General features: G+C 58.5%; 22 protein-coding genes. 15 read left to right on the top strand and 7 right to left on the bottom strand.

The window, feature by feature from the left end; translation table 11 throughout:
• Positions 1-83: 83 nt before the first annotated feature.
• Positions 84-851, bottom strand: a complete 768-nt coding sequence (glcC, locus tag ACWKWM_RS24565) for a transcriptional regulator GlcC (RefSeq protein ID WP_483848602.1) — start codon at positions 849-851, stop codon at positions 84-86.
• A 244-nt stretch (positions 852-1095) separates the two neighbouring features.
• On the opposite strand from glcC, the gene glcD reads away from it, so the two are divergent.
• From glcD to ACWKWM_RS24540, 5 genes are all read left to right on the top strand, one after another.
• Positions 1096-2595: a glycolate oxidase subunit GlcD gene (glcD, locus tag ACWKWM_RS24560; protein WP_483848601.1), complete on the top strand. Its 1500-nt coding sequence runs from the start codon at positions 1096-1098 to the stop codon at positions 2593-2595.
• Complete coding sequence (glcE, locus tag ACWKWM_RS24555) at positions 2595-3698, top strand: glycolate oxidase subunit GlcE (RefSeq protein WP_483848600.1); 1104 nt, start codon at positions 2595-2597, stop codon at positions 3696-3698. Before glcD ends, glcE begins: the two co-directional genes overlap by 1 nt.
• A 2-nt stretch (positions 3699-3700) precedes the next feature.
• Positions 3701-4918, top strand: coding sequence for a glycolate oxidase subunit GlcF (gene glcF / locus ACWKWM_RS24550; protein WP_483848599.1), 1218 nt, complete (start codon positions 3701-3703; stop codon positions 4916-4918).
• Positions 4919-4965: 47 nt separating this feature from the next.
• A complete protein-coding gene (locus ACWKWM_RS24545) occupies positions 4966-5373 on the top strand; it encodes a heme-binding protein (RefSeq protein ID WP_483848598.1) in 408 nt (135 codons plus the stop codon).
• A 188-nt stretch (positions 5374-5561) separates the two neighbouring features.
• Positions 5562-7739 carry a malate synthase G gene (locus ACWKWM_RS24540; protein WP_483848597.1) on the top strand — a complete coding sequence of 726 codons (2178 nt, stop codon included), beginning with the start codon at positions 5562-5564 and terminating at the stop codon, positions 7737-7739.
• A 206-nt stretch (positions 7740-7945) separates the two neighbouring features.
• On the opposite strand, the gene gntR is transcribed toward ACWKWM_RS24540, so the two are convergent.
• Positions 7946-8962, bottom strand: a complete 1017-nt coding sequence (gene gntR, locus ACWKWM_RS24535) for an HTH-type transcriptional regulator GntR (protein WP_483848596.1) — start codon at positions 8960-8962, stop codon at positions 7946-7948.
• Positions 8963-9246: 284 nt separating this feature from the next.
• On the opposite strand from gntR, the gene ACWKWM_RS24530 reads away from it, so the two are divergent.
• The 6 genes from ACWKWM_RS24530 (at position 9247) to ACWKWM_RS24505 (ending at position 14315) form a co-directional block, all read left to right on the top strand.
• The gene (locus ACWKWM_RS24530) at positions 9247-9765 is read left to right on the top strand and encodes a gluconokinase (RefSeq protein WP_483848678.1); all 519 of its coding nucleotides are present in this window, start codon (positions 9247-9249) and stop codon (positions 9763-9765) included.
• A gap of 113 nt (positions 9766-9878) precedes the next feature.
• Entirely contained in the window at positions 9879-11231 is a 1353-nt protein-coding gene (locus tag ACWKWM_RS24525; RefSeq protein WP_483848595.1) for a GntP family permease, read from the top strand.
• Between the two features lie 572 nt (positions 11232-11803).
• Positions 11804-11992 (top strand): carbon storage regulator CsrA, encoded by a 189-nt coding sequence (csrA, locus tag ACWKWM_RS24520; protein WP_062380972.1) that lies wholly within the window; start codon positions 11804-11806, stop codon positions 11990-11992.
• Positions 11993-12340: 348 nt separating this feature from the next.
• Positions 12341-12994, top strand: coding sequence for a hypothetical protein (locus ACWKWM_RS24515; protein WP_483848594.1), 654 nt, complete (start codon positions 12341-12343; stop codon positions 12992-12994).
• Entirely contained in the window at positions 12994-13413 is a 420-nt protein-coding gene (locus ACWKWM_RS24510) for a phage holin family protein (RefSeq protein WP_483848593.1), read from the top strand. Before ACWKWM_RS24515 ends, ACWKWM_RS24510 begins: the two co-directional genes overlap by 1 nt.
• Entirely contained in the window at positions 13410-14315 is a 906-nt protein-coding gene (locus ACWKWM_RS24505; protein WP_483848592.1) for a DUF3618 domain-containing protein, read from the top strand. Before ACWKWM_RS24510 ends, ACWKWM_RS24505 begins: the two co-directional genes overlap by 4 nt.
• A gap of 78 nt (positions 14316-14393) precedes the next feature.
• Here the strand turns inward: ACWKWM_RS24505 and ACWKWM_RS24500 are convergent, their stop codons facing one another.
• On the bottom strand, positions 14394-14636 hold the full coding sequence (locus ACWKWM_RS24500; protein WP_483848591.1) for a DUF465 domain-containing protein: 243 nt from the start codon (positions 14634-14636) through the stop codon (positions 14394-14396).
• 186 nt (positions 14637-14822) lie between these two features.
• Between ACWKWM_RS24500 and ACWKWM_RS24495 the strand changes: the two genes are divergently transcribed.
• Positions 14823-16067 (top strand): M20/M25/M40 family metallo-hydrolase, encoded by a 1245-nt coding sequence (locus ACWKWM_RS24495; protein ID WP_483848590.1) that lies wholly within the window; start codon positions 14823-14825, stop codon positions 16065-16067.
• A gap of 204 nt (positions 16068-16271) precedes the next feature.
• Here ACWKWM_RS24495 and ACWKWM_RS24490 read toward each other — a convergent pair whose 3' ends face one another.
• Positions 16272-17207 (bottom strand): ketopantoate reductase family protein, encoded by a 936-nt coding sequence (locus tag ACWKWM_RS24490; RefSeq protein ID WP_483848589.1) that lies wholly within the window; start codon positions 17205-17207, stop codon positions 16272-16274.
• Positions 17208-17424: 217 nt separating this feature from the next.
• Positions 17425-18855, bottom strand: a complete 1431-nt coding sequence (locus ACWKWM_RS24485) for a pyridine nucleotide-disulfide oxidoreductase (protein ID WP_483848588.1) — start codon at positions 18853-18855, stop codon at positions 17425-17427.
• Between the two features lie 785 nt (positions 18856-19640).
• Here ACWKWM_RS24485 and ACWKWM_RS24480 point away from each other — a divergent pair.
• The gene (locus tag ACWKWM_RS24480; protein WP_483848587.1) at positions 19641-19955 is read left to right on the top strand and encodes a hypothetical protein; all 315 of its coding nucleotides are present in this window, start codon (positions 19641-19643) and stop codon (positions 19953-19955) included.
• Between the two features lie 662 nt (positions 19956-20617).
• Here ACWKWM_RS24480 and ACWKWM_RS24475 read toward each other — a convergent pair.
• Entirely contained in the window at positions 20618-20878 is a 261-nt protein-coding gene (locus tag ACWKWM_RS24475) for a DUF1652 domain-containing protein (protein ID WP_483848586.1), read from the bottom strand.
• Between ACWKWM_RS24475 and ACWKWM_RS24470 the strand changes: the two genes are divergently transcribed.
• Positions 20763-21098, top strand: a complete 336-nt coding sequence (locus ACWKWM_RS24470; protein ID WP_483848683.1) for a hypothetical protein — start codon at positions 20763-20765, stop codon at positions 21096-21098. The genes ACWKWM_RS24475 and ACWKWM_RS24470 overlap by 116 nt on opposite strands.
• A 132-nt stretch (positions 21099-21230) precedes the next feature.
• On the opposite strand, the gene ACWKWM_RS24465 is transcribed toward ACWKWM_RS24470, so the two are convergent.
• The gene (locus tag ACWKWM_RS24465; protein WP_483848585.1) at positions 21231-21707 is read right to left on the bottom strand and encodes an N-acetyltransferase family protein; all 477 of its coding nucleotides are present in this window, start codon (positions 21705-21707) and stop codon (positions 21231-21233) included.
• Between the two features lie 397 nt (positions 21708-22104).
• Here ACWKWM_RS24465 and ACWKWM_RS24460 point away from each other — a divergent pair, with 397 nt between their 5' ends.
• Entirely contained in the window at positions 22105-23040 is a 936-nt protein-coding gene (locus ACWKWM_RS24460; RefSeq protein ID WP_483848584.1) for a hypothetical protein, read from the top strand.
• Positions 23041-23344: the final 304 nt, after the last annotated feature.

Here is a 23344-nt window from a genome sequence, read left to right as displayed (position 1 = left end):
CGCGTCCCGCCGGTGACGCAGAGCGTCAGTGGAAGCATTCCCACGCGGAGCGTGGGAATGATCAAAAGGACGCGTATTCAGACTTAAGTCCACCCCTCCAACCGCAACGTCGCCCGCACCAGCCGCTGCTCTTCGTTCTCGATCTCCCGCAGGTTCTCGCAGATGCTCTGGATATGCGCGATGGCGGCCTTGCGCGCCTGCTCCGGCAAGCGGCCGGTAACGGCGTTGTACAACCGGGCATGGTGACGGTCGATCTGCTTTTTCTGCGCCTCTCGGTGATACAGGTTGTTGACCGAAGCAAACACTGTGTTGAGCAGCAAATCGGTCAGCGAGCGCAGGGTTTGCACCAGCACCGGATTGTGCGAGGCCTCGCAAATGGCCAGGTGAAACGCATGATCCAGACGCGCGTGGCTCGATGCGTCCAGTTCCTGATCATGGGCCGCGACCAGTGCGTCATAGCTGCGAGTGATCAGCACAAAATCGGCGTCGGTGCCGCGCAGCGCCGCCAGCCGTGCCGATTCACCTTCCAGCAGGCTGCGCACCTCAAACAGATCGAACAGCGTGCGAGGCTGCGAGCCGAACAGATGCAGCAACGGCGAGGTCGCAGTCAGGCCGTCCATGCGCGCAACGAACGAGCCTTTGCCCTGATGGGTGTCGATGATGCCGCGAGCCCGCAGCAATTTGAGCCCTTCACGCAGGGCCGTACGGGACACGCCAAGCTTTTCGGTCAAGCGCCGCTCTGACGGCAGCAGTTGGCCCACTTTCAATACGCCGTCGACAATCAGTCGCTCGATCCGCTCGCTGACCACATCGGCAACCTGAGGCGCCCGGACAATTGTTGTGTGCTGCATCATCGCTCCAACTGGTATGACCACCGGCCCGCCGAAAAACCCTCAAACAACCAGCAGCTACCAACTTATTGTTTTAAATCAAGTTAAACGGCAATGCCGCTTTTATCTGGAAAACAAACTGGTTCGACCAGTGCTTTCAACCATGGACAGTAAGACCGGCACGGCCAATGATGCAAGCAAGCCCATAAAACGTTCACTCTTTGAACGGGCATCAATAAAAACAAAACAGGGTTGCGAACCCATCATGAATATTCTGTACGACGAACGCGTCGACGGCGCGTTGCCTGATACCGACAAGGCCCAACTGCTGCAGGCCTTGCAAGCCAGATTGCCTGATCTGGACATCCTCCACCGCGACGAAGAACTGCGCCCTTACGAATGCGACGGCCTGTCTGCGTATCGCACCACGCCGATGCTGGTGGTACTCCCCGAACGTCTTGAGCAAGTACAAACCCTGCTCAAGCTCTGCCACGAACGCAAGGTGCCAGTGGTCGCCCGTGGTGCTGGCACCGGACTATCCGGCGGCGCGCTACCGCTGGAAAAAGGCGTGCTGCTGGTCATGGCGCGGTTCAACAAAATCCTGCACATCGATCCCGCCGGACGTTTCGCCCGCGTGCAACCGGGCGTGCGCAATCTGGCGATTTCCCAGGCTGCTGCGCCTTATGACCTCTATTACGCACCTGACCCTTCTTCGCAAATTGCCTGTTCGATCGGCGGCAACGTGGCCGAAAACGCAGGCGGCGTGCACTGCCTGAAATACGGTCTGACCGTGCATAACCTGCTGAAAGTCGACATCCTCACGGTGGAAGGCGAGCGCATGGTGCTGGGTTCCGAGGCGCTGGATTCTCCCGGCTTCGACTTGCTCGCCCTGTTCACCGGCTCCGAAGGCATGCTCGGCATCATCACCGAAGTCACGGTCAAGCTGCTACCCAAACCCCAGGTCGCGCGAGTGCTGCTGGCGGCCTTCGATTCGGTGGAAAAAGCCGGGCGTGCGGTGGGCGACATCATTGCCGAAGGCATCATTCCGGGCGGTCTGGAAATGATGGACAACCTGGCGATTCGCGCCGCTGAAGACTTCATCCACGCCGGCTACCCGGTAGACGCCCAGGCGATCCTGCTGTGCGAGCTTGATGGCGTCGAAGCCGACGTTCACGACGATTGCGATCGCGTGCGCGCCGTGCTGGAAAAAGCCGGTGCCACCGAGGTACGGCAGGCTAAAGATGAAGCCGAGCGCGTGCGCTTCTGGGCCGGACGCAAGAATGCTTTTCCGGCAGTCGGTCGGCTGTCGCCGGATTACTACTGCATGGACGGCACCATTCCGCGTCGGGAATTGCCCGGCGTGTTGAAGGGTATTTCTGCGTTGTCCGAAGAATACGGCCTGAGGGTTGCCAACGTGTTCCACGCGGGCGACGGCAACATGCACCCGCTGATTCTGTTCGACGCCAACCAGCCGGGCGAGCTGGACCGCGCCGAAGCGCTGGGTGGCAAGATTCTCGAACTGTGCGTGAAGGTCGGCGGCAGCATCACCGGCGAGCACGGCGTGGGCCGCGAGAAGATCAATCAGATGTGCGCCCAGTTCAACAGCGACGAACTGACCCTGTTCCATTCGATCAAGGCCGCGTTCGACCCCAGCGGCATGCTCAACCCCGGCAAGAACATTCCGACGCTGCATCGCTGTGCCGAATTCGGCGCCATGCACGTGCACATGGGCAAACTGCCCTTCCCTGAACTGGAGCGTTTCTGATGAGCGCCGAACGTCAGCCACACGATCAATCCGCGACGCAGGATCGCGACGCCAGCCAGACGCTATTGGAGCAGGTCAATCAGGCGATCCAGCTGGGGACGCCGCTGCGCATTCAGGGCGCCAACAGCAAGGCGTTTCTTGGCCGGGAGGTCGCAGGCGAAGTGCTCGACACTCGCCAGCATCGCGGCATCGTCACCTATGATCCGACCGAACTGGTGATTACCGCCCGCGCCGGCACGCCGCTCAGTGAGTTATCCGCAGCGCTGGACGCCGCCGGGCAAATGCTGCCGTGCGAGCCGCCGAGCTTCACCGACAACGGTGTGACCGATGCCACAGTCGGCGGGATGATCGCTGCCGGTCTGTCCGGTCCGCGCCGCCCCTGGTCCGGCTCGGTGCGTGATTTTGTCTTGGGCACACGGGTCATCACAGGGCACGGCAAGCATTTGCGCTTCGGCGGCGAAGTGATGAAAAACGTCGCCGGCTACGACCTGTCGCGCCTTCTGGCCGGCAGCTTCGGTTGCCTGGGCGTGATCACCGAAGTGTCATTGAAGGTGCTGCCAAAGCCTCGGTTGTGTACCAGCGTTGCGTTGGAGATGGACGCCGCACACGCCCTCGCCCGTCTGGCCGAATGGGGTCAGCAACCGCTGCCGATCAGCGCCGCCAGCCACGATGGCCGCGTGCTGCGCCTGCGCCTTGAAGGCGGAGAAGGTTCAGTGGCCGCCGCCCATGATCGCCTCGGCGGCGAATCCATCGACCCGGCTTACTGGGGTGAACTCAATGCGCACCGGCTGGAATTCTTCACCGACGGCCGCCCGTTGTGGCGGCTGTCAGTGCCCAACAACACCGGCATCCTGAACCTGCCAGGGGACCAACTGATCGACTGGGGCGGCGCGCAACGCTGGCTCAAATCCGACGCCAGCGGCGCTGACATCCGCGCCATCGTCAGCGAAGTCGGCGGGCATGCCATCTGCTTCAGCCACGGGTTGGACGACAGCCCGTTTCAGCCATTGCCCAGCCCGTTGCTGCGTTATCACCGCCAGCTCAAGGCGCAACTCGATCCGCACGGAGTTTTCAATCCGGGCCGAATGTACGCGGAGATCTGACCATGCAGACCACCCTGAGCGAACACGCCAAAACCCTGCCCCGCGCCGAAGAAGCTGAAAGCATCCTGCGCAGTTGCGTGCACTGCGGTTTTTGCAACGCGACCTGTCCGACTTATCAGCTGTTGGGCGACGAACTCGACGGCCCGCGCGGTCGGATTTATCTGATCAAGCAGGTGCTGGAGGGCAACGAAGTCACCGAGAAAACCCAACTGCACCTGGACCGCTGTTTGTCTTGCCGCAACTGTGAAACCACCTGCCCGTCGGGGGTGAAATACCACAACCTGCTGGACATCGGCCGTGCCGTAGTGGACGCCGCCGTACCGCGCCCGATGGGTCAGCGGCTGGTGCGCGAGGGCCTGCGCGCGGTGGTGCCGAACGCCGGTTTGTTCAAATCCCTGACGCAGATGGGCAACGCCTTTCGCCCCCTGCTGCCAGGCACGCTTAAAACCAAATTACCCGGCGAGATTCGTCCGGCGACAGCGCGCCCTACCCAGCAACATGCGCGTCAGGTGTTGATGCTCGAAGGCTGCGTGTTGCCGGCGCTGTCGCCCAATACCAACGGCGCAGCCGCTCGGGTGCTGGACCGGTTGGGAATTAGCGTGAAACCCATCGCTCAGGCCGGTTGCTGCGGTGCCGTGGATTACCACTTGAACGCGCAGGACGCGGGGCTTGATCGTGCCCGGCGCAACATCGACGCCTGGTGGCCGGCCATTGAATCCGGCGCCGAAGCCATCGTGCAAACCGCCAGCGGCTGCGGCGCGTTCGTGAAGGAATACGGGCATCTGTTGCGCGACGATCCGGCCTACGCCAGCAAGGCGGCGAAGGTCAGTGAACTGACGCGCGATCTTGTGGAAATCCTGCGCGCCGAACCCCTGGAAAAGCTTGGCGGCTGCACCAGTCAGAAACTGGCGTTCCATTGCCCTTGCACGCTGCAACACGCGCAAAAGCTCGGTGGCGCGGTTGAGGCGGTGTTGACGCGGCTGGGTTTCAACTTGACCGCCGTTCCCGACAGTCATCTATGCTGCGGGTCGGCCGGCACGTATTCGATCACGCAGCCGGTGTTGTCGAAACAACTGCGTGACAACAAGATGAACGCCCTTGAAAGCGGCGACCCGGAGGTCATCGCCACCGCCAACATTGGCTGCCAGACACATCTGGCCGGCGCTGGCCGCACACCGGTCAAACATTGGATCGAACTGATCGAGGACGCCTTGCACTAACGCAGGTGCGCCCCAAGACCTATAACAATCATCCTCAGGAGAACTGCATGAAAACCAAGTCCGTACTGACGCAGACCGAAGTCACCCAGATCATCGCCGCAGCCCGTGCGGAGGCGCAAAGCAACAGTTGGGTGGTGTCCATCGCCGTGGTCGATGACGGCGGTCACTTGCTGGGTTTTGAGCGTCTGGATGGCTGTGCGCCGATTGGCGGCTACATCGCTATCGAAAAGGCGCGCACCTCGGCCTTGGGCCGTCGCGAATCCAAAGGCTACGAAGAAATGATCAATAACGGCCGCACCGCGTTCGCTACTGCGCCACTGCTGACCTCCCTCGAAGGCGGCGTGCCAGTGATCGTCGACGGCGAAGTGATCGGCGCAGTGGGCGTGTCAGGCGTCAAGGCTGACCAGGATGCACAAATCGCCAAGGCCGGTGTTGCGGCGGTGAATGCGGGTTAAGGCATCACCGATATCCCTGCTCAAATGCAATTCCCTGTGGGAGCGGACCTGTCCGCGAAGGCGGTTTCTGATCCGCTGAATATTCGTTGGCCGTACGGGCCTCTTCGCGGACAGGTCCGCTCCCACGAGATTTGCAGCGTCCTCACTGGCGTGGGCACGATCAATCAATTTTTAACGGAGAATCCGAGATGACCGAATTCGTCAACCGCCAGGGCCTGAAGGTCGCGGCCAGTCTGCAACGTTTTGTCGACGAGGACGTGCTTCCCGGGACCGGGCTGAACCCCGACATTTTCTGGGCAGACTTCGATTCGCTGGTGCATGACTTAGCCCCAATCAATCGCGAGTTGCTGGCTGAACGCGACCGCTTGCAGGTGCAATTGGACAAGTGGCACAAGTCCAACCCCGGCCCTGTCACCGACATGCCAGCCTACATCGCGTTTCTGGATTCCATCGGCTATTTGCAACCGGTACCCGGTACCGTCCAGGCCACGACTTACAAAGTCGACATCGAAGTCAGCCACCAGGCCGGGCCGCAATTGGTCGTCCCCGCTGCCAACGCTCGCTATGCACTCAACGCGGCCAATGCCCGTTGGGGCTCGCTGTATGACGCGCTCTATGGCACCGATGCCATCTCCAGCGCCAACGGCGCGGAAATCAAAGCCGGCTACAACCCGCTGCGCGGCGCCAAAGTCATCGCGTTCGCCCGTGCGTTGCTGGATCAGGCAGTGCCGCTGAGCAATGGCTCCCACATCGACGCCACGGCGTACGCCATCGACAGCGGCAAACTGCTGATCACCCTGGCCAACGGCAGCCAGACCGAACTGGCGCAACCCGAGAAATACATCGGTTATCAGGGCGACCCGAAAAATCCCACTGCGATCCTGGTCAAAAATCACGACCTGCACATCGAAATCCAGATTGATGCCGCAAGCCCCATTGGCGCCACCGACCCGGCCGGCATCAAGGACCTGGTGCTGGAAGCTGCGCTGTCGACCATCATCGACTGCGAAGACTCGGTCGCCGCTGTGGACGCAGAAGACAAGATCGTCATCTATCGCAACTGGCTCGGGCTGATGAAGGGCGACCTGACTGAAGAACTGGTCAAGGGCGGCAAGACCATCACTCGCCGCCTGAATGCAGACCGCGAGTACACCACCGCTGATGGCAACGCGTTGAAGCTGCACGGGCGTTCGTTGCTGTTCATCCGTAACGTCGGTCACCTGATGACCAACCCGGCCGTGCTTTACGACGGCGACAAGCAAATCCCCGAGGGCATTCTCGACGGCGTGATCACCAGCCTGATTGCCCTGCACGACCTGCACAATCGCGGCAACTCCCGCGCCGGCAGCGTTTACATCGTCAAACCGAAGATGCACGGCCCGGAAGAAGTGGCGTTCGCCGACACGCTCTTCGCCCGCATCGAGGACGTGCTGAAGGTCCCGCGCAACACCCTGAAAATGGGGATCATGGACGAAGAGCGGCGCACCAGCGTCAACCTCAAGGCTTGCATCGCCGCTGCTTCGGCGCGAGTGGCGTTCATCAACACCGGTTTTCTGGACCGCACCGGCGATGAGATTCATACCGCCATGGAAGCAGGGGCGATGCTGCGCAAGGGCGACATGAAAGCCACGCCGTGGATCAAGGCGTACGAGCGCAGCAACGTCCTGGTCGGTTTGGCGTGTGGCTTGCGTGGTCGGGCCCAGATCGGCAAGGGCATGTGGGCCATGCCGGACCTGATGGCTGACATGCTCGAACAGAAAATCGCTCATCCCAACGCCGGCGCAACCACTGCCTGGGTGCCCTCGCCGACGGCCGCCACGCTGCACGCGCTGCACTATCACAAGGTTGATGTGAAAGCGATTCAGCACGAGCTGGAGCAAGTGGACCTGGACAGCGCCAGCGAACAGATTCTGCTCGACCTGCTGACCGTTCCGGTGGTGGCCGAAGCCAAGTGGACGACCGAGGAGATTCGCCAGGAAGTCGACAACAACGCTCAGGGCTTGCTGGGGTACGTGGTGCGCTGGGTGGAACAGGGCGTCGGCTGTTCGAAAGTGCCGGACATCCACGACGTCGGCCTGATGGAAGATCGCGCGACGCTGCGTATTTCCAGTCAGCACATCGCCAACTGGCTGCGCCACGGGGTAATCGACGAAAATCACGTGCTCGAAACCCTCAAGCGCATGGCGAAGGTGGTGGACGCGCAAAACGCTGGGGATTCGTCCTACAAACCGATGGCGGCCAACTTTGATAAGTCGGTAGCGTTCCAGGCGGCGAAGGATTTGGTGTTCAAAGGCCGGGAACAGCCGAGCGGATACACCGAACCGCTTTTGCATCAGTTCCGGCTAGCGTTCAAAAAAGAGGCGTGAGACGCGGTTGATCTGTATGAGCGAACTTGTTCGCGAGGCGATTTTTGGCGTGTTGACCAATGCTCGCCAACAAGTTGGCTCCTACAGACCCCCGGCATTCCTGTGGGAGCGGACCTGTCCGCGAAAGCAATGTGTCAGCCGATAAAGATGTGACGGTTGTCATGACGTCTTCGCGGACAAGTCCGCTCCCACAGTTTTGTGATGACTTACGTACTCTCCCGCACCACCAATTCAAACCCCAGATCCACTTGGGTCGGCTGCACCGTCCCGTCCAGCAAACCCAGCAGCAACTGCGCCGCGCGTTGGCCTACTTCTTCACGCGGGGTGCGGATGGAGGTGAGGCGCGGCACCATGTGCGCAGAGCCCGGCAGGTCGTTGAAACCGATCAGCGACACGCGCTCGGGAATCTTGATCCCGCGACGCAACGCCTCAAGCGCGGCTCCTTGAGCCAGGTCGTCGTTACAAAAGAACATCCCGTCCACATCTGGATGCTGCTCCAGCAACCGGGCAAACAACTCCCCTCCCAGACCGATTGAAGATGGCTGCGGCGTCGACACCTGCAAAGAAGCGTCATACAGCCCCGCCGCTTCCAGCGCTCCACGAAACCCGGTGCCGCGCTGCAACACGCGAGGGTCCAACTGCGCGGCAATGTAAGCCAGACGACTACGGCCACGGCTCAGCAAATGCCGGGCCGCCTCTGCCCCGGCCTGCTGCTGGGAAAACCCGACGCAGGACTCTGCCCGTTGCGCGTCCAGCTCCATCATGTGCACGCACGGCACACCGCTGGCGGCCAACAACTGTTGCGCGGCCTGGCTGCGGTCGAAACCGGTCAGCAACAGGCCGCGCGGGCGATTGGCGAGGTGGCTGCGCAACAGGTTTTCTTCTTCCTGCGGGGAATAGTGATAGTTGCCGATCACCACTTCCAGGCCGCGCGGGCGCAGTACATTCTGAATGGCTTCAAGCGTTTCAATGAACAGTTGATTAGAGAGCGAGGGCACCAGCACCACCACCGTCTGGCTGTGGGACGAGGCCAGAGCGCGGGCGGCAGGATTGGCGACATAGCCTAGACTGAGCGCGGCAGCCCGCACTTTTTCCACCAATTGCGGCGCCACGGTGGCAACGCCACGCAGTGCCCTTGAAGCAGTGATAGGCGAGACAGCCGCCAGTTGCGCGACCTCATTAAGGGTAGGACGACCGGTGGAGCGGGAACCATTGCGTGTCATGCGTTGCCAACTGATAGGACAAAAGCTGAAGGGGTTGCAAATTGTGTCTAATGGGCTCTAAGGTAGCGCTATCTCCGGGAGTCCCGCAACGCTTTCTTCGCACGCTTTTTCACATCCAAGGCGGCAGGATTGGTGCAATCGATGAACCACCGAGATACCCATAACAATGACTATACCTGGACGCAGCTCGCCGGCACTTGCGGGGTAACCGCGCAAGACAGCGCTGTCTTCGGGACGAGGTTTTTATGACTACTGCTCCAACTGCAATCTCCGCCCTCGTGGTAATGGGTGTTTCCGGCTGCGGCAAAAGCGTCGTTGGCGCTGAAATTGCCAAGAACAGCGGAGGTCGTCTTATCGAAGGCGACGCTTTCCACCCTCAGGCCAACATCGACAAGATGAGCGCCGGCCACCCCCTCGATGACGAAGACCGCGCCGGCTGGCTGACCCGTTTGGGTGAAGAACTGGCCGCCGCGTTGCGCAAGGGTGAACACCCCATCCTGACCTGCTCCTCACTGAAGCTTCGTTACCGCGAAACCCTGCGCGCGGCTGTGCCGGGCCTGGGTTTTGTGTTTCTTGAGTTGAGCAAGGAAGAAGCGACCGAACGCTGCGCCAACCGCCCGGGGCATTTCATGCCAGCGAGCCTGGTAGACAGCCAGTTCGCCACCCTTGAGCCGCCTAATGGCGAAGACCGTACGTTGGTCGTCGACGCCACGCAGTCGATCAAGGCAATCGGCGAGCAAGCTGCCGATTGGTGGAAAGCATCGAAAGCTCAATCCTCACAAGGTGCGCTCACCGGCTCTTGATCGCTGATCAGGCGTGAGCGGCAAAGACAGCGCTGTCTTTACACACACACGAAACAAAAGACAGCGTCTGGTACTGGCTCCAATAAAACAAAATACAACGGAGAGACACCCCCATGTTCGGTATGACCCAAGAGACGTATCTGCTTGTGGATGCGGTGGTGACCATCATTGGCCTCGTGCTATTGATCACCAAATTCAAAGTTCACCCCTTCGTAGCGCTGACCATCGCTGCGGGCTTTCTTGGCCTGACTTCCGGCATGCCGGTGGACAAGGTCATGAAGTCGTTCCAGGACGGTTTCGGCGGCGTGCTGGGTTTCGTCGGCATTATTCTTGGCCTCGGCACCATGCTCGGCAAGCTGATGGCAGATTCCGGCGGTGCCGATCAGATCGCACAAACCCTGATCCGTCGTTTCGGCAAGGAACGGGTCCACTGGGCCATGATGTTTTCGGCGTTCCTGGTGGGCATCCCGCTGTTCTTCGAAATCGGCTTCGTCCTGTTGATCCCGCTGGTGTTCATCGTTGCCCGCCGCAGCGGTGTGTCCATCGTCAAGATCGGCATTCCGCTGCTGGCAGGTCTGTCCGCTGTCCATGGACTGGTGCCACCGCACCCGGGTCCGCTGCTGGCGATCGGCATCTTCAACGCTGACATCGGCAAGACCATTTTCTACGGCCTGATCGTCGCGCTGCCGACCGCAATCATCGCCGGTCCGATCTATGGCAAATGGATTTCCAAATACATCCCTGGCAATCCGTCCAAAGAGCTGATGGACCAGATCGCCAAGGAATCCACCAACGAGAACCTGCCGAGCTTCGCGATCACCCTGATCACGATTCTGCTGCCGGTGTTCCTGATGCTGCTCAAGACTTTCGCTGACGTCGCGTTGCCTGCCGGCCACATCTTCCGCATATGGATGGACTTCATCGGTCACCCGATTGCGGCCCTGCTGTTTGCGCTGTTGCTGGCGTTCTACACTTTTGGTTCGGCCAGGGGCTTCAGCCGAGAGCACATCATCAAGCTGCTAGATCAAAGCCTGGCGCCGGTTGCGGCCATCGTGCTGATCGTGGGCGCAGGTGGTGGTTTCAAACAAATGCTGGTGGACAGCGGCGTTGGCAACCTGATCGGCCACATGGCCGTGCAGGCGCAGATTTCGCCGATCCTGCTGGCGTGGCTGGTGGCGGCGGTGATTCGCGTCGCGACGGGTTCTGCAACCGTTGCAACCATCACCGGCGCCGGTATCGTCGCGCCGGTGGTCGGCATGGTGCCAGGCGTCAACCGTGAGTTGCTGGTGCTGGCAACCGGTGCAGGTTCGTTGATCCTGTCCCACGTCAACGATGCCGGGTTCTGGCTGGTCAAGCAGTACTTCAACATGACCGTGGCGGAAACGCTGAAGACCTGGACCGTGATGGAAACCATTCTGTCTGTGGTCGGCATCATCTTCATCATGCTGCTGTCGATGGTGGTGTGAGTTAACGCAGGTCCCGCTGCATGCCCACTTTATTAGGTGGGCATGCAATCTTCCGCCACCGCCCCATCATCCCCCCCTAAAAACTCCCCTTACGCTGATGCTGCACTGTTCGCGCTGCGCCAGAAATCCTTGGGCAAGCCTCAATGCAGTGCAGGATGTTCGGAAAACCATCCAAAAACAAAGTTGTTCCAATTTGCCTTCACGCTTTTACGAAGTCTCCTACACTGCACTAAGAGATGGCTTACACGGCGAGGAATGAAAATTTCTTCACCCCGACGCATGAGTTCTTTGCATTAAATGCGAAAGGAGTGTGCAATAGTCGCCGCCCCGGATTTGGCGACCCCGTTTCGCACCAGCGAACATGGGATCAACCTGCCAAAACCGGGCAGAATTTGCAGGCGTTCAGCCCCGAGACAGATGCCCATAATAAGAAAAAGTCCCAGGGGAATTAAAATCGTACCAATGACGTCATACTGATGGACGCATTTGGATGCATCCGGTAATAGCCACCACCCAAAGGCTCATCCAGCCTCTTGGTAGAGGCGCTTCATGAGGCCATCAAGGAAAAGATTATGTTGATACTCACCCGCAAAGTCGGCGAAAGCATAAACATCGGTGACGAGATCACCGTAACCATTCTGGGCGTACAAGGCCTGCAAGTAAGGCTCGGTATCAATGCACCGAAAAATGTTTCGGTTCACCGCGAAGAGATCTACAAACGTATTCAGGCTGAGATCGCTCCGAATCAAGAGCCTCAATAAGCGCGTCTGACGGTCTCCGATACGCAGTCTGCTTCGCCCGAAGGCAGACTGCGATACGTCGCCCTATACAGGTGCTGATCGCCTGAATCAACTTTGGATCCATTCCTCGCTCAACCCCATCCCCATCGACTTCCCCGTATTTCCCTGCCCCTGATGCCTCTCACGCAACTAACCAGTGGCTGCCATTACCGCTTGTCAATTTGCTAGAACTCCGCTCAAACACCATCACTCCACCGTTTGTAACAGTTGAACGCTTGCCATCAGGTTGCGCAGCCGTTTCAGACAGTTCGTTGTCGTCGTTGTGAACCGAGCCTGCCTTCCCTTCGTTAACGGAAAACGGTGAATACGATGTCCACAACTTTTGAAAGCCCCAACAGCGCAGGCGACAGGGACAGGCCGGCACCTGCGGCTGAGCACTTGCAACACCTTCAGGATGACGCGATGGCGGCGCTGGACAGCGTTCGCCAGCAAGGCACGGCGCAGTTCGAGCAGTATCGCGAAACGGCTGCCGAACAGATTGCTTCACTGGCGGCCGGCGCCAAGTCTGCAGCTGAAAACATGCAGGACAACGACACGCTCGGGCTTTCGCACTACGTCACTGATATTGCCGCCAGCATGAGCACGCTGGCCGAAGATCTGCGTGGCAAAAGCGCTGATGAGTTGCTGCAGAAGGCGGGGAAACTGGCGCAAGACAATCCTGGGCTGTTTATCGCCGGAAGCATTGCGCTGGGTTTCGGGTTGTCGCGCTTCCTGCGCGCGTCCAGTCCCGATATCAACGCGGGGCCATCGTCTTCTGTCCCCAGTGACGACGCCGGCAATCCATTTCCAGAACCTGCGTCAGATCATTCTGAATTTGACCCGCGCATTGCCGCAGATGAGGAGCTGGCCATGCCCCCTCCCCACACCGATGACGTTCACCACAGTGGGCAGCCGGCCGGATTCCCCAACGCTGGTGCACCAAACAGTGGCCCGGCTTCATCGCTCAACCGAGGAGAACTGTGATGGCCTTCAATCCAGACACACGCCCACCCGGGGCGGCCGACGGTGACACGTCGGTGCTAGGGCTGATTCGTCAGCTAGCCCACGAAGTACCCGCACTTGTCACCAAAGAACTGGCGCTGGCCAAGGCCGAGATCAATGAATCGATCGCCACCACCAAAGCGGGTGTGGCAGCAGTTGCTGGCGGTGCTGTCGTCATGCTCGCCGGTCTGGTCATCCTGTTAATGGCTGGCGTGTACGCGCTGGCGATGGTAATGGCGCCCTGGCTTGCCGCGTTGATCGTCGGCGTCGCAGCGATGGTCGTGGGCTTCTTAATGCTGCAGTCGGGCAAAAAGCAGTTTGAGGCCTCCCACTTCACGCCTGAGCGCACTGTGAATTCCTTGCACAAAGACAAGGAAGCCATTCAGAGGAAAGTCTCATGAGCATCGACAGCAGCTTTGCCACCGAAGAATCCTTCGACCGCCCTGTCCGCCCCGACCTGGGTGCTGAATCCGAGAAATCCCCGGAAACCCTGGAGCGGGAAATCGACGCTCGTCGCGCCAACATCGGCAGTCTGGTAGACGCATTGGAGAGCAAGCTTTCCCCCGGCCAGTTGATTGATGAGGCGCTGGCCTACAGCAAACGCAATGGCGGTGAGTTTTTTGGCAATTTGGGCACCACCGTTCGCGCCAACCCTGTGCCGATGGTGCTGACTGGCGTCGGGTTGCTGTGGCTGATGATGAGCCAGAATCGTCCGCCCTCTGCCAGCAATGGCCCGTCGATGCTCGACAGCCTTGGCAATAGCGTGCGCAGCATGACCGATAGCGTCACCGACACGTTCGACACCGCCAAGGCGCGTGTTCAGCAAACCGCCAATCGCATGAAGGAACAGGCCAGCGATCTCGGCGATAAGGCTCAGGACTATTCCGGGAGCATCAGTGGGATGGGGGAAAGCGTCAGCGACAAGGTATCGGCAGCCAGTGGGCGCTTGAACGCAACCGCCCATGACGCCAGCGATGCATTACGCCGTCAGGGCCAAAACCTGCAATCGAGCCTCAGCTACATGCTCAAGGAGCAACCGCTTGCGTTGGCAGCCATCGGCATCGCCCTGGGTGCAGCGATTGGCGCTGCGCTGCCCGCTACTGCTAAAGAAAACCAGTTGATGGGTCGCGCCAGCGACCGTATTACCGATAAGGCCCAGGCTATGGCCAGCGATGGTTATGACAAGGCAGCGCAGGCCGGCAAAGGCTTCGTCGACGAGGTCAAGGCCAGTGTCTCGCAAGCCAAGGCCGTCAAGCCGGAAGATCCGCCCCATCGCCCGGCAGGGATGGACCAAGCGGTGTGAGCAGGCAGTGAACGCCAGGCAAAAAAAAGCGGCCGGTCAAATGACCCGCCGCTTTTTTATGAATCCTGTGTTGATGAATCAATCTGAAGCCGTGAGCTGTTTGACGATATTGTCCTTGGCCAGCAGCCGTTTTTCTTTGAGCTTTTTCAGCTGATCATCGGAGATGTCACCTGACGCTCCGGATTCAGCCTTTACCACGTCGGCATCGATTTCATCGTAATGAGTCACCAGCTGATTCAATTTCGGGTTGCTGCCACGACGCTTGGCAAGTTCCTCCTTGCTGATACTCAAATCCGCGTATAGATCGTGCTTGACTGGCATGAGGCACCTCTCTTCTTACATCGACTGAACGTTAACGTATGAGGGTAGCTCACCAGGAAGGTTCGGTGTTTCAGGCTCCGGGTACAAATGAGTGTATGCCTGAGACTGGATTTCAGGCGTGCGAATTTTCCCCGGAGCCGCTAGGGTATGGCCTCAACCCTTCAGATCAACAACAGGGAACGACGTATGATCCTGCCTTTCTCCCGTTCAGCCCTCACTACCGCCTTTGCCTTGAGCCTGACCTTCGGCATGGCTGTCCCGGCCTTCGCAGCGCCAAACCCAAAAGTGCAGGCCGATGCTGAAAACTACAAGGGCGAGGCCCTGAAACTGCTGGAGCGCCTCGTCAACATTGATTCGGGTTCGGGTTATGAGCCGGGCCTGACACAGGTGCGAGATATCACCGTCGACGAATTGAAAAAACTCGGCGCGACCATCGAAACTTTTCCTAATACCGCCCCGGATAAAAGCAGCCATGTAGTCGCGACACTCAAGGGCACCGGCAAGGCAAAAATCCTGCTGATGGCGCACATGGATACCGTGTTCAAAGAAGGTTCGGCCGCCGCTCGCCCCTTCACTATCAAGGACGGCCGCGCTTACGGGCCTGGGGTGATGGATGACAAGGGCGGGATTGTCGCTGGCATCTATGCGCTGAAAATTCTCAAGAACCTGAATTTCAAAGACTACGCGCAGATCACCTTTCTGCTCGACGCCAGCGAAGAAACCGGCTCGGACGCAGCCACCGCCCTGATCCAGAAAGTGGCGAAAGAGCACGACGTCACCCTGAACCTGGAACCGGGGCGCCCGGCCGACGGTTTGGTGGTGTGGCGCAAGGGCAGCGGCACCGCCGTGGTCAACGTCAAAGGCAAGGCCTCCCACGCAGGCGTCGCGCCGGAACTGGGCCGCAATGCTGCCATGGAAGCCGCGCATCAGATCCTGCAACTGGGCAAGCTGGGCGATGCCGAGAAAAAAACCACGATCAACTTCACCGTGCTCAATGCAGGCGACCGGGTCAATGTGATCCCGGATCAGGCCACCGCCAAGGCTGACGTGCGGGTCGCGGTGCCGGAGGAATTCGACCGCATTGAAAAAGACCTGACGCGGGTGTCTGCCGACAAGCTGATCCCTGAAACCGAGGTCACCACCCAACTGATTCGCGGACTGCCTCCGATGCCGCAAACCGCTGAGTCGGATCGGCTGATGAACATGGCCCAAGGCATCTACGGCGAACTGGGGCGCAAGCTGACCGTTGAAGGCAGCGGCGGCGCGGCGGACGCCAGCCTTGCAGCGGCTGTGGGCGTGCCTACGCTCGATGGCTTTGGCATCGTCGGCGGAAACATCCACACGCCTGAGGAATACGCCGAAGTCGAAAGCGTATCGCCAAGGATCTATCTGCTGACGCGGATGATCATGGAGTTGTCGGCGGGTAAGTAAGCATAGCTGCCGGGGAACGACCGTAACCCGGCGAATGCGGTGGGTCAGGTGAACCGCGTCGTCGGTGGTGGGGCTGCTTCGCAGCCCATCGCTGGCGTCGTAACCTCCGTGAGCTCCTACGCCTTCGGCAGAAGCAGATTGCGCCGATCGCACCGTTTCGCTTCTGCCCGGAGGCGTCAAACCTGCGGATGCGGGGCGTCGGATCTATCCCTCCCGCACCCGGCGCGCTTCGTAGGATTTCAGGTGCAGGTAAACAAAATCCAGAGCGGACAGCAGCGGCTTTTCCTGGCCGCTGGCTGAACGCCGGGCCACCATATCGCCAATGACATGCTCCACTTCGATGGCGGCGCCCCGTTCGATATCGCGCAGCATTGAGGCCGTCATCTTCGAACCGCTCGTGGTCAGCATCTTCTGAAATCGCTGTCGGACGTCGCTGCGTAGTGGGTAGCCTGCGTGCTCGGCAATGCTCGCGCATTCAGCCAGAAGCTTGAGCACCAACAGCTCGCCGCCGGCTTCGAGCACGTCACCGATACTGGCGCGCATGGAACCTGTGACCCCGGCGCCGGTGGCAATGAAACACCACTTTTCCCACATCTCCTGAACGATCTGCTGACTCAGGTTGGCGGCAAATCCTGCATCGGCGAGGGCCTCTGCAACCCGCAGGATCCGCGGCGTCAACGCGCCGCTGAGTTCGCCAAACGACAGTTGGTTGGTGTCATTCAAGTGCAGGATCGCGCCCGAGGTGTCGCGATCCAGCGAAATCAGGCACTGCCCGCCCAAGACGTTGGCAGCATCGAAGCGCGCGGTCAGACGTTCCAGATGCGCCATGCCATTGAGCAGCGGCAAGATCAGCGTCTGCGCACCCACTGCAGCGGCGAACGCCTGCATCGCAGCGTCCAGGTCGTAGGCTTTGCAACTGAGCAGGATCAAATCGTAAGGCTGGTCCAACTGCTCAGTCAGTAAATAAGGCGGCGAACGGTATTCGATATTACCCAGGGGACTACGCACCACCAATCCGTCGCGTTCGAGCTCCCCGGCCCGGCCGGCCCTGACCAGAAACGTGACATCACGACCCGACTCCAGCAGGCGCCCGCCAAAATAACCGCCTATCGCCCCCGCTCCCACGATCAATATGCGCATGTGCTGTGGTCCCATTCGAGTCAATCAAGATGCTGCCAACGCAACAAGGATAGATGAAGCCCGGGACTCTAACCAAAAGCTAGATGACGGCCAACATGTTAGTTAGATCAGGTGCTTTTCGACGGTGCGCACAGGGCGAACCGCGATCGCGCAAGGCAAAAAAAAATCCCGAACACGGTCAGAACGGTGTTCGGGATCATTCACGCAGACAGCGATATCAGGAGTGCGCATTGACCAACGTTGGCCACAGGAACGGCATACGCGCCACCTCGCGATTGGGCAACAGCTTGCGGCTCAAACTTACCGGTTCCAGCACCGACTCCTGCAAGCGTGCCAGCACGGCATCGATGACTGTGCTGCTGGCGTCATGGTGAAACTGCCAGACGCCGTAGATGCGACCATCGAAAGAAGCTTCACTGCCCAGACGCGGATCAACGCCCAGGCCTGCACCGAGCCCGAACAGGTGCAGCCCGTACAAACGCTGACCGGTGCTGTCGAGCGGGCAACCTGAAGGATCCGAATCCAGCCCACCCTTCACTTCCAGCAGTCCGATCGCGCCACCGCCGGCGTAATTGAGTGCCGGCAAGCGCGGTTGATAGCCGGTGCACTGCACCACCACGTCCGATTCAGCCAGTGCGTCCCGCGCACCTTCATACTGGCCTTGCGGACCCTTTTCGGTCTGGAACAGATGCACCCGCACCCCGGTCTTGCCGATCCGCCCGCATGCCAACGCCTCTCGCCCTACATCCAGAGCGCGATAACGCAAACCACCGGAGCGGTTGACGCGGCCCGAGATCGGGCAGACGTCTTGCTGTTCGTCGAATGCATAGCCCGCCGCTGCGGCTGCCGCGGCGCTCTCGTAGAACAGCCGGATGGGCGAACGGTGGACCAGCGTGACTTCTTTGAGCCCTGCAAACTCCAGTGCGTCGGCGAGGTTCTCCAGCACTGAAAAAGCGCTGTGGGAACCGCCGACCACGGTGACCCGGCCGTTGCGCGCCAGGGTTGGCGCAAAGTAGTCACGCAACTGCACGGCGTTCATGCGCAGCAAGGCGTCGGCGCTTTGTACTTGGGCCGAAGGCGATACCGCCAGCCCCTGATCGGCCAGGCTGTTGAGCAGGTGCTGCGGATCCTGACGCCCACCCAGGTTGAGGATCACCGAGCGGCAACGAATTCTGCGACTGCGCCCTTCGGACTCCACCCACACTTGATACTCGTCGCCATCACTGACGACCTCAGTGATAGTCGTGCTGCGCCACAGTTTCACGCCGTAATGATCGACGATAAAGTCCAGCACAAGCTTGGACGCCTCGGCGAGCAATTCGCTGACGTCCGACAGTTGCGGCGCGCTCTGGGCCTGACGACGGATACGCCAATAGGCGGGGGAATGTTCCAGCGGCTCAAAAACATCACGCAACGCCGGGTCGCGCAGGCAATCGAGGAAAACGTCGCCTACCGAATTGGCGGTGATGCGATATTCCCCAAGACGCCCAGTGCCGGGGTTAGCGCTCGCATCGACAATGATCAGGCCTTCCTTGGCCAGTTCCGGCATCACGCCGCTCTTCAACGCGTTGAAGAGCATGCCCATTCCCGCAGGCCCTGCACCTGCGACGACACAACCGCAAACGGTTTCCAGATTATCTCCATACATAATCACTTACTCCGAACTTATCGATGCGTTAGCGCTGCCCGAGCGTTTTCTTCAGTACTGCGGGGCGATGAGAAGGCAGATACACAGCCACTCTTGAGGCGGCCTTTTTTTTGAACAAAGGAAATAACTTACACACGACGGTTTTTTACGAACGACAAGAAGATCGCCAACGTCCAGGCATAACTACCGTCACCAAAACCGATTCATGAATTTGGCGAATGTCTAAACAACAATATTCGTGTCCACCCGCACGCTTGGCACCCATTCGGAACAGGGCGCAAACAGCGAATGAATTCGAATGTCAGGAAGATGGAGGGAGGGCAACGCTGCTCCTAATACCGAGCAACGACGTGGCGCGTTCGCAATCAAAAGATGCTACCGCCACTTCGCCTAGCGCCTCAGGATCAACCGTTTCAGGTGAGAAATGCTTGAGCGTCTCGTATTTCTTACAGCGTTGAAGCTGAGCAGATAGTTTCAAAAAAGCCTGCACGTGTCAATTTTCTGATAAAACCAAAATAATCCGAATCTGATGCTTCAACCTACTGAATATAAACGTTAATTTTTTATTGGCGCCGGAAAAAAGCTGATCCACAGGCGTTCCATACATTTATAAAATCACCGGCGAGAGGTTTGCTCTGTACCGCGCCTGTCAGCGGAATCATTAATCGCCTTGTCGATTCGATGGGCGGTGAGTGATTGAGAAAGGAAAAGCGAACTATCTCAAGCGTTCTTCTATCCATTAAGAGACGGGTGGTTATTTTCGAATCGAGAGTGAGGGAGAGGTTATGAATATTCAGAAGATGCTGGGTTCAAGCATTGCGGAAATCGATTATTCCAGGGACACACTGTTCGGCCCCATCCCCATGCAAGCCACTTGCCGCGTGCGCCTGGAAACTGTCGAGCAGGAAGGCCACAGGCTGCGTGAGCTGACGATCATTGGTGAAGTGCCAGACTATCTGGCGAAGTCCGCGATCATTCGTGTGGCAGTGGAAGGTCGTATCGAGGCAGGGCCTGTCGTGGAACATCACACGGTAAACACTGAGCAGGGACGGGGATTCAAGCTGCTGTTTGAGAATGAGCACGCGCGCTCATTTCATTGATCCAATCGTCAGTGCGCGTGACTCAACTCTTGGGCGTGGCGGGTATCGCCTTTAATACTAACGGTCGAGTCCTCACTTCTATATCGAAGACCGTCAACGCTGGGCGCCACATCAAGTCGGGGCTCGGACGGCATCAATGACTCTCGCTCTGAGGGCGTCATGGGAGGGTGAAAGTTTGCGTTTCTGGTCTCAAGTCGCTCCAGCATCAGGCCAATAGTCGCAATGCAGGCGACAACCACTAGTACCAGAACGCCCAGTATCGTCACGACCTTGCGGCGGCTCAGTCGGGTGCGAACGTAAGCAAAGGTTGGTTGCCGAACCGGTCGCTGATCTTCAGCCATACTGCCCTCTTTTTGTTGTGTCCCGACAACTGCCCCTGGACAACGAACCTTGCTTGATCCTTGGGACAGGGTCAATACCTGAAACGCAAAACAGGCGTAGAGCGCGGCCCAGACTGCGACACGACGCGCGCCCACATGAAAGACCACAAGGTATTACCTGATCGAAACATTGAACAACTTAGCAAACATTCGCAAACTTATTTAGTTCCATTCATTTAATCACCGTTCATCGCGGGAAGTTCAGTCGATAAAACGCCCGTGGATCATTTAGATCGACGGGCGTCAGGGTGATGGAAAGTAGTTATAAAGCCAAGCGCTTAGTTAGCTCGCCAACGCATGCTGATGGGCGCTGTGGTCCAGTTCAGACCGCAAGTGAGTGATCAAGTCGCAGATGGCTCGACTGGTGTCCAGCCTGTCCAGAGCGATGCCGGTTACGCACAGTTCAACGTGTTCGGTGACGGGATCAATGACTTCGACCGTCATCGTCTTCAGCGCCGACACCGTACAGTTACAACGTAAAGGCAGAAAAGCACTTTCAATGATGCTGCGTAACTCTAGATCGGAAAGCCTGCAAGCAATCATGAGTCTTCCTCCAGGCACGCTGCCAAACGCCGAGCAGGAGGTGCCGCTGAGTTATTATAGTGGCGTTACTGGATGTTTCCTTACCCGCCGCACTTCTAACTTCGCAGAACGGGATATACATCAAGTTATACGCCCCGCTCCATCGCGAAGCAACTTGGGCGCGCAACGCCCCGGGAAGGGTATTGATGCCAATCTATTAAAAGAAGAAACGATTCACTAGACGTTTCGAATGCAAAAACAGCACTCACTTGTCGCTTTGAGTGTGGCCATAACCAGACAGCTTTATTAAAAACGGATTGGCGGTTTGAGCCGCTCGTCGGCAAAATTAATTGCCGACGATGCGAACACTTGCTTAACCCTTAGGCAACCGCAGGTGGATCAGTGCAACACGAGCGCCCTTCTTGTCCAGACGCTCCTCGATGGAAAACGGCTTGAAGCCCAGCTTGGGGTAAAACAGAAGCCCGGGCACGTTGTGATTGAAACAGGATGCCGTCAGCTCGCTGGCTTCGTGCTTGCCAAACGCCAACTCCATCATGCAGCCGATCATGTAGCGGCCAACGCCCTTGGATCGGGCGTATGGCGCAATGATGACGTTACCCATCGAGCATCTTCCCCTGAAGTCATAGCGCGAAAAGTTTGCAAAACCCACAACCTGGCCGTTGAGTTCGATCACAGTATTGTCAGAGCGCTGCTCGATGGAATCGGTCAGCTGGGCAGGCGTGAGTGGAAATACCGCTTTGGGGAACATGTAAAACAGCTCATCGACGGACTGGGGCATCTCGCAAATGACAGGGACGTCTTTTTCTTCCAGGGGGCGATGCAGAAACATGGACGGTTATCCTCTCGAAGAAACAGGTTCTAAAAAGAAAACTATAGGCCAAACGCGAAATTAGAGCGGCGATTTGGCGCATTCGTTTCACAAGCATGTGTCAATAGGTGAATCAGCAACGACTGCTGCGGGAACGGAGCCGCTAAGGCTTCGTATGAGCTTTAGGTTCTGAAGCAGATATACCCCATAACCCTTTGAAGACAATGAAATTTGCCAACCGGGCATAACGCCTGTTGAAAATGCCCCGCTCATGCAAATTGCATGATGAGTGGCGAATAACAAATATATAACCCATTGATTTAAATACATTTATTTTATTTTTCAGGGATGGCACAACCTCTGCACCGACGAATATGGAAAAGATGTAACAACATTATTCGCACGGAGCAACATAACAATGAATCCATCCCCTGATACCTATCCTGCCGCTGTAGAAGCACACACGAACGTCTCGGGAGTTTCCTGGGGTGCCATCTTTGCCGGGGCCGCAGGTGCTGCGGCGCTCTCCCTCATCCTTATATTGCTGGGCACGGGCTTGGGCTTCTCGGCGATGTCGCCGTGGGCCAACGAAGGTGCCAGCGCCAAAGGGCTGGGCATTTCAACCGTAATCTGGTTGGCAGTGACTCAGATTCTCGCCTCTGGCATGGGCGGTTATCTGGCCGGTCGACTTCGCGTTAAGTGGGCCAACATGCACGGTGACGAAGTGTACTTTCGCGACACCGCTCACGGCTTTTTGTCGTGGGCAGTTGCAACACTGGTCGCAGCAGTATTGATTGTAGGGTCAGTAGGAAACATCGTTGGCGGTGGCGTTAAAGCCGGCGCGAGCATGGTCTCGGGTGCAGCCAGCGCTGCAACCCAGGCCGCAGGCACCGCCGCCAGCAATACGAGCAGCGATCAATACGGCTACTTCGTCGACAGCCTGTTCCGTGACAACCGTCCGGTTGCTGTGACTGACGATGCGGCACGCGGTGTGGTTGTGCGCATCTTCACCAAAACTTTGGCCAACGATGGTCAACTGGCGGCAGAAGATCGCAACTACTTGGCTCAACTGGTTGCACAGCGCACCAACCTGTCCCAGGCCGATGCCCAGGCTCGCGTTGATCAAGTGTATGGCCAGGCACGTCAAGCCGTTGAAGATGCCAAGCTGAAAGCCAAACAAGCTGCCGATACCGCTGCCAAAGTTGCTGCCATGGCCGCTCTGTGGACCTTCGTTGCGCTGTTGATTGGTGCATTCATTGCCAGCCTCGCCGCCATCTGGGGTGGTCGTCGTCGTGACGCCGTGACCTACCTAGAAACCCGTCCATATGCCACTACCACTGCACCTATCCGCTAATAAGGAGATTACCCATGCGCTCATTGCTGCTGTTGTTCCTCGGTGTGCCAATCCCGATCATTATCCTGATCGCCCTGTTCATGCACTGATAAGGCGGTAGACAAAAAAGGGGGAGCAGATATCTGCTCCCCTTTGTTATTACCGCGTCCGTCCCTGTATGAGCCAACTTGTTGGCGAGCCGCTTTACGCGGTGTGTCACATACAACGCCTCGCGAACAAGTTCGCTCCTACAGGGAATGCATGCGGTTCGGCTGTTGCATCTTCTGTAGGAGCCAACTTGTTGGCGAGCCGCTTTACACGGTGT

The organism is Pseudomonas rosaeacicularis (assembly GCF_057128745.1).
Note: the sequence above shows the minus strand (reverse complement) of the source record. Positions and strands in the feature narration are given on the sequence as shown.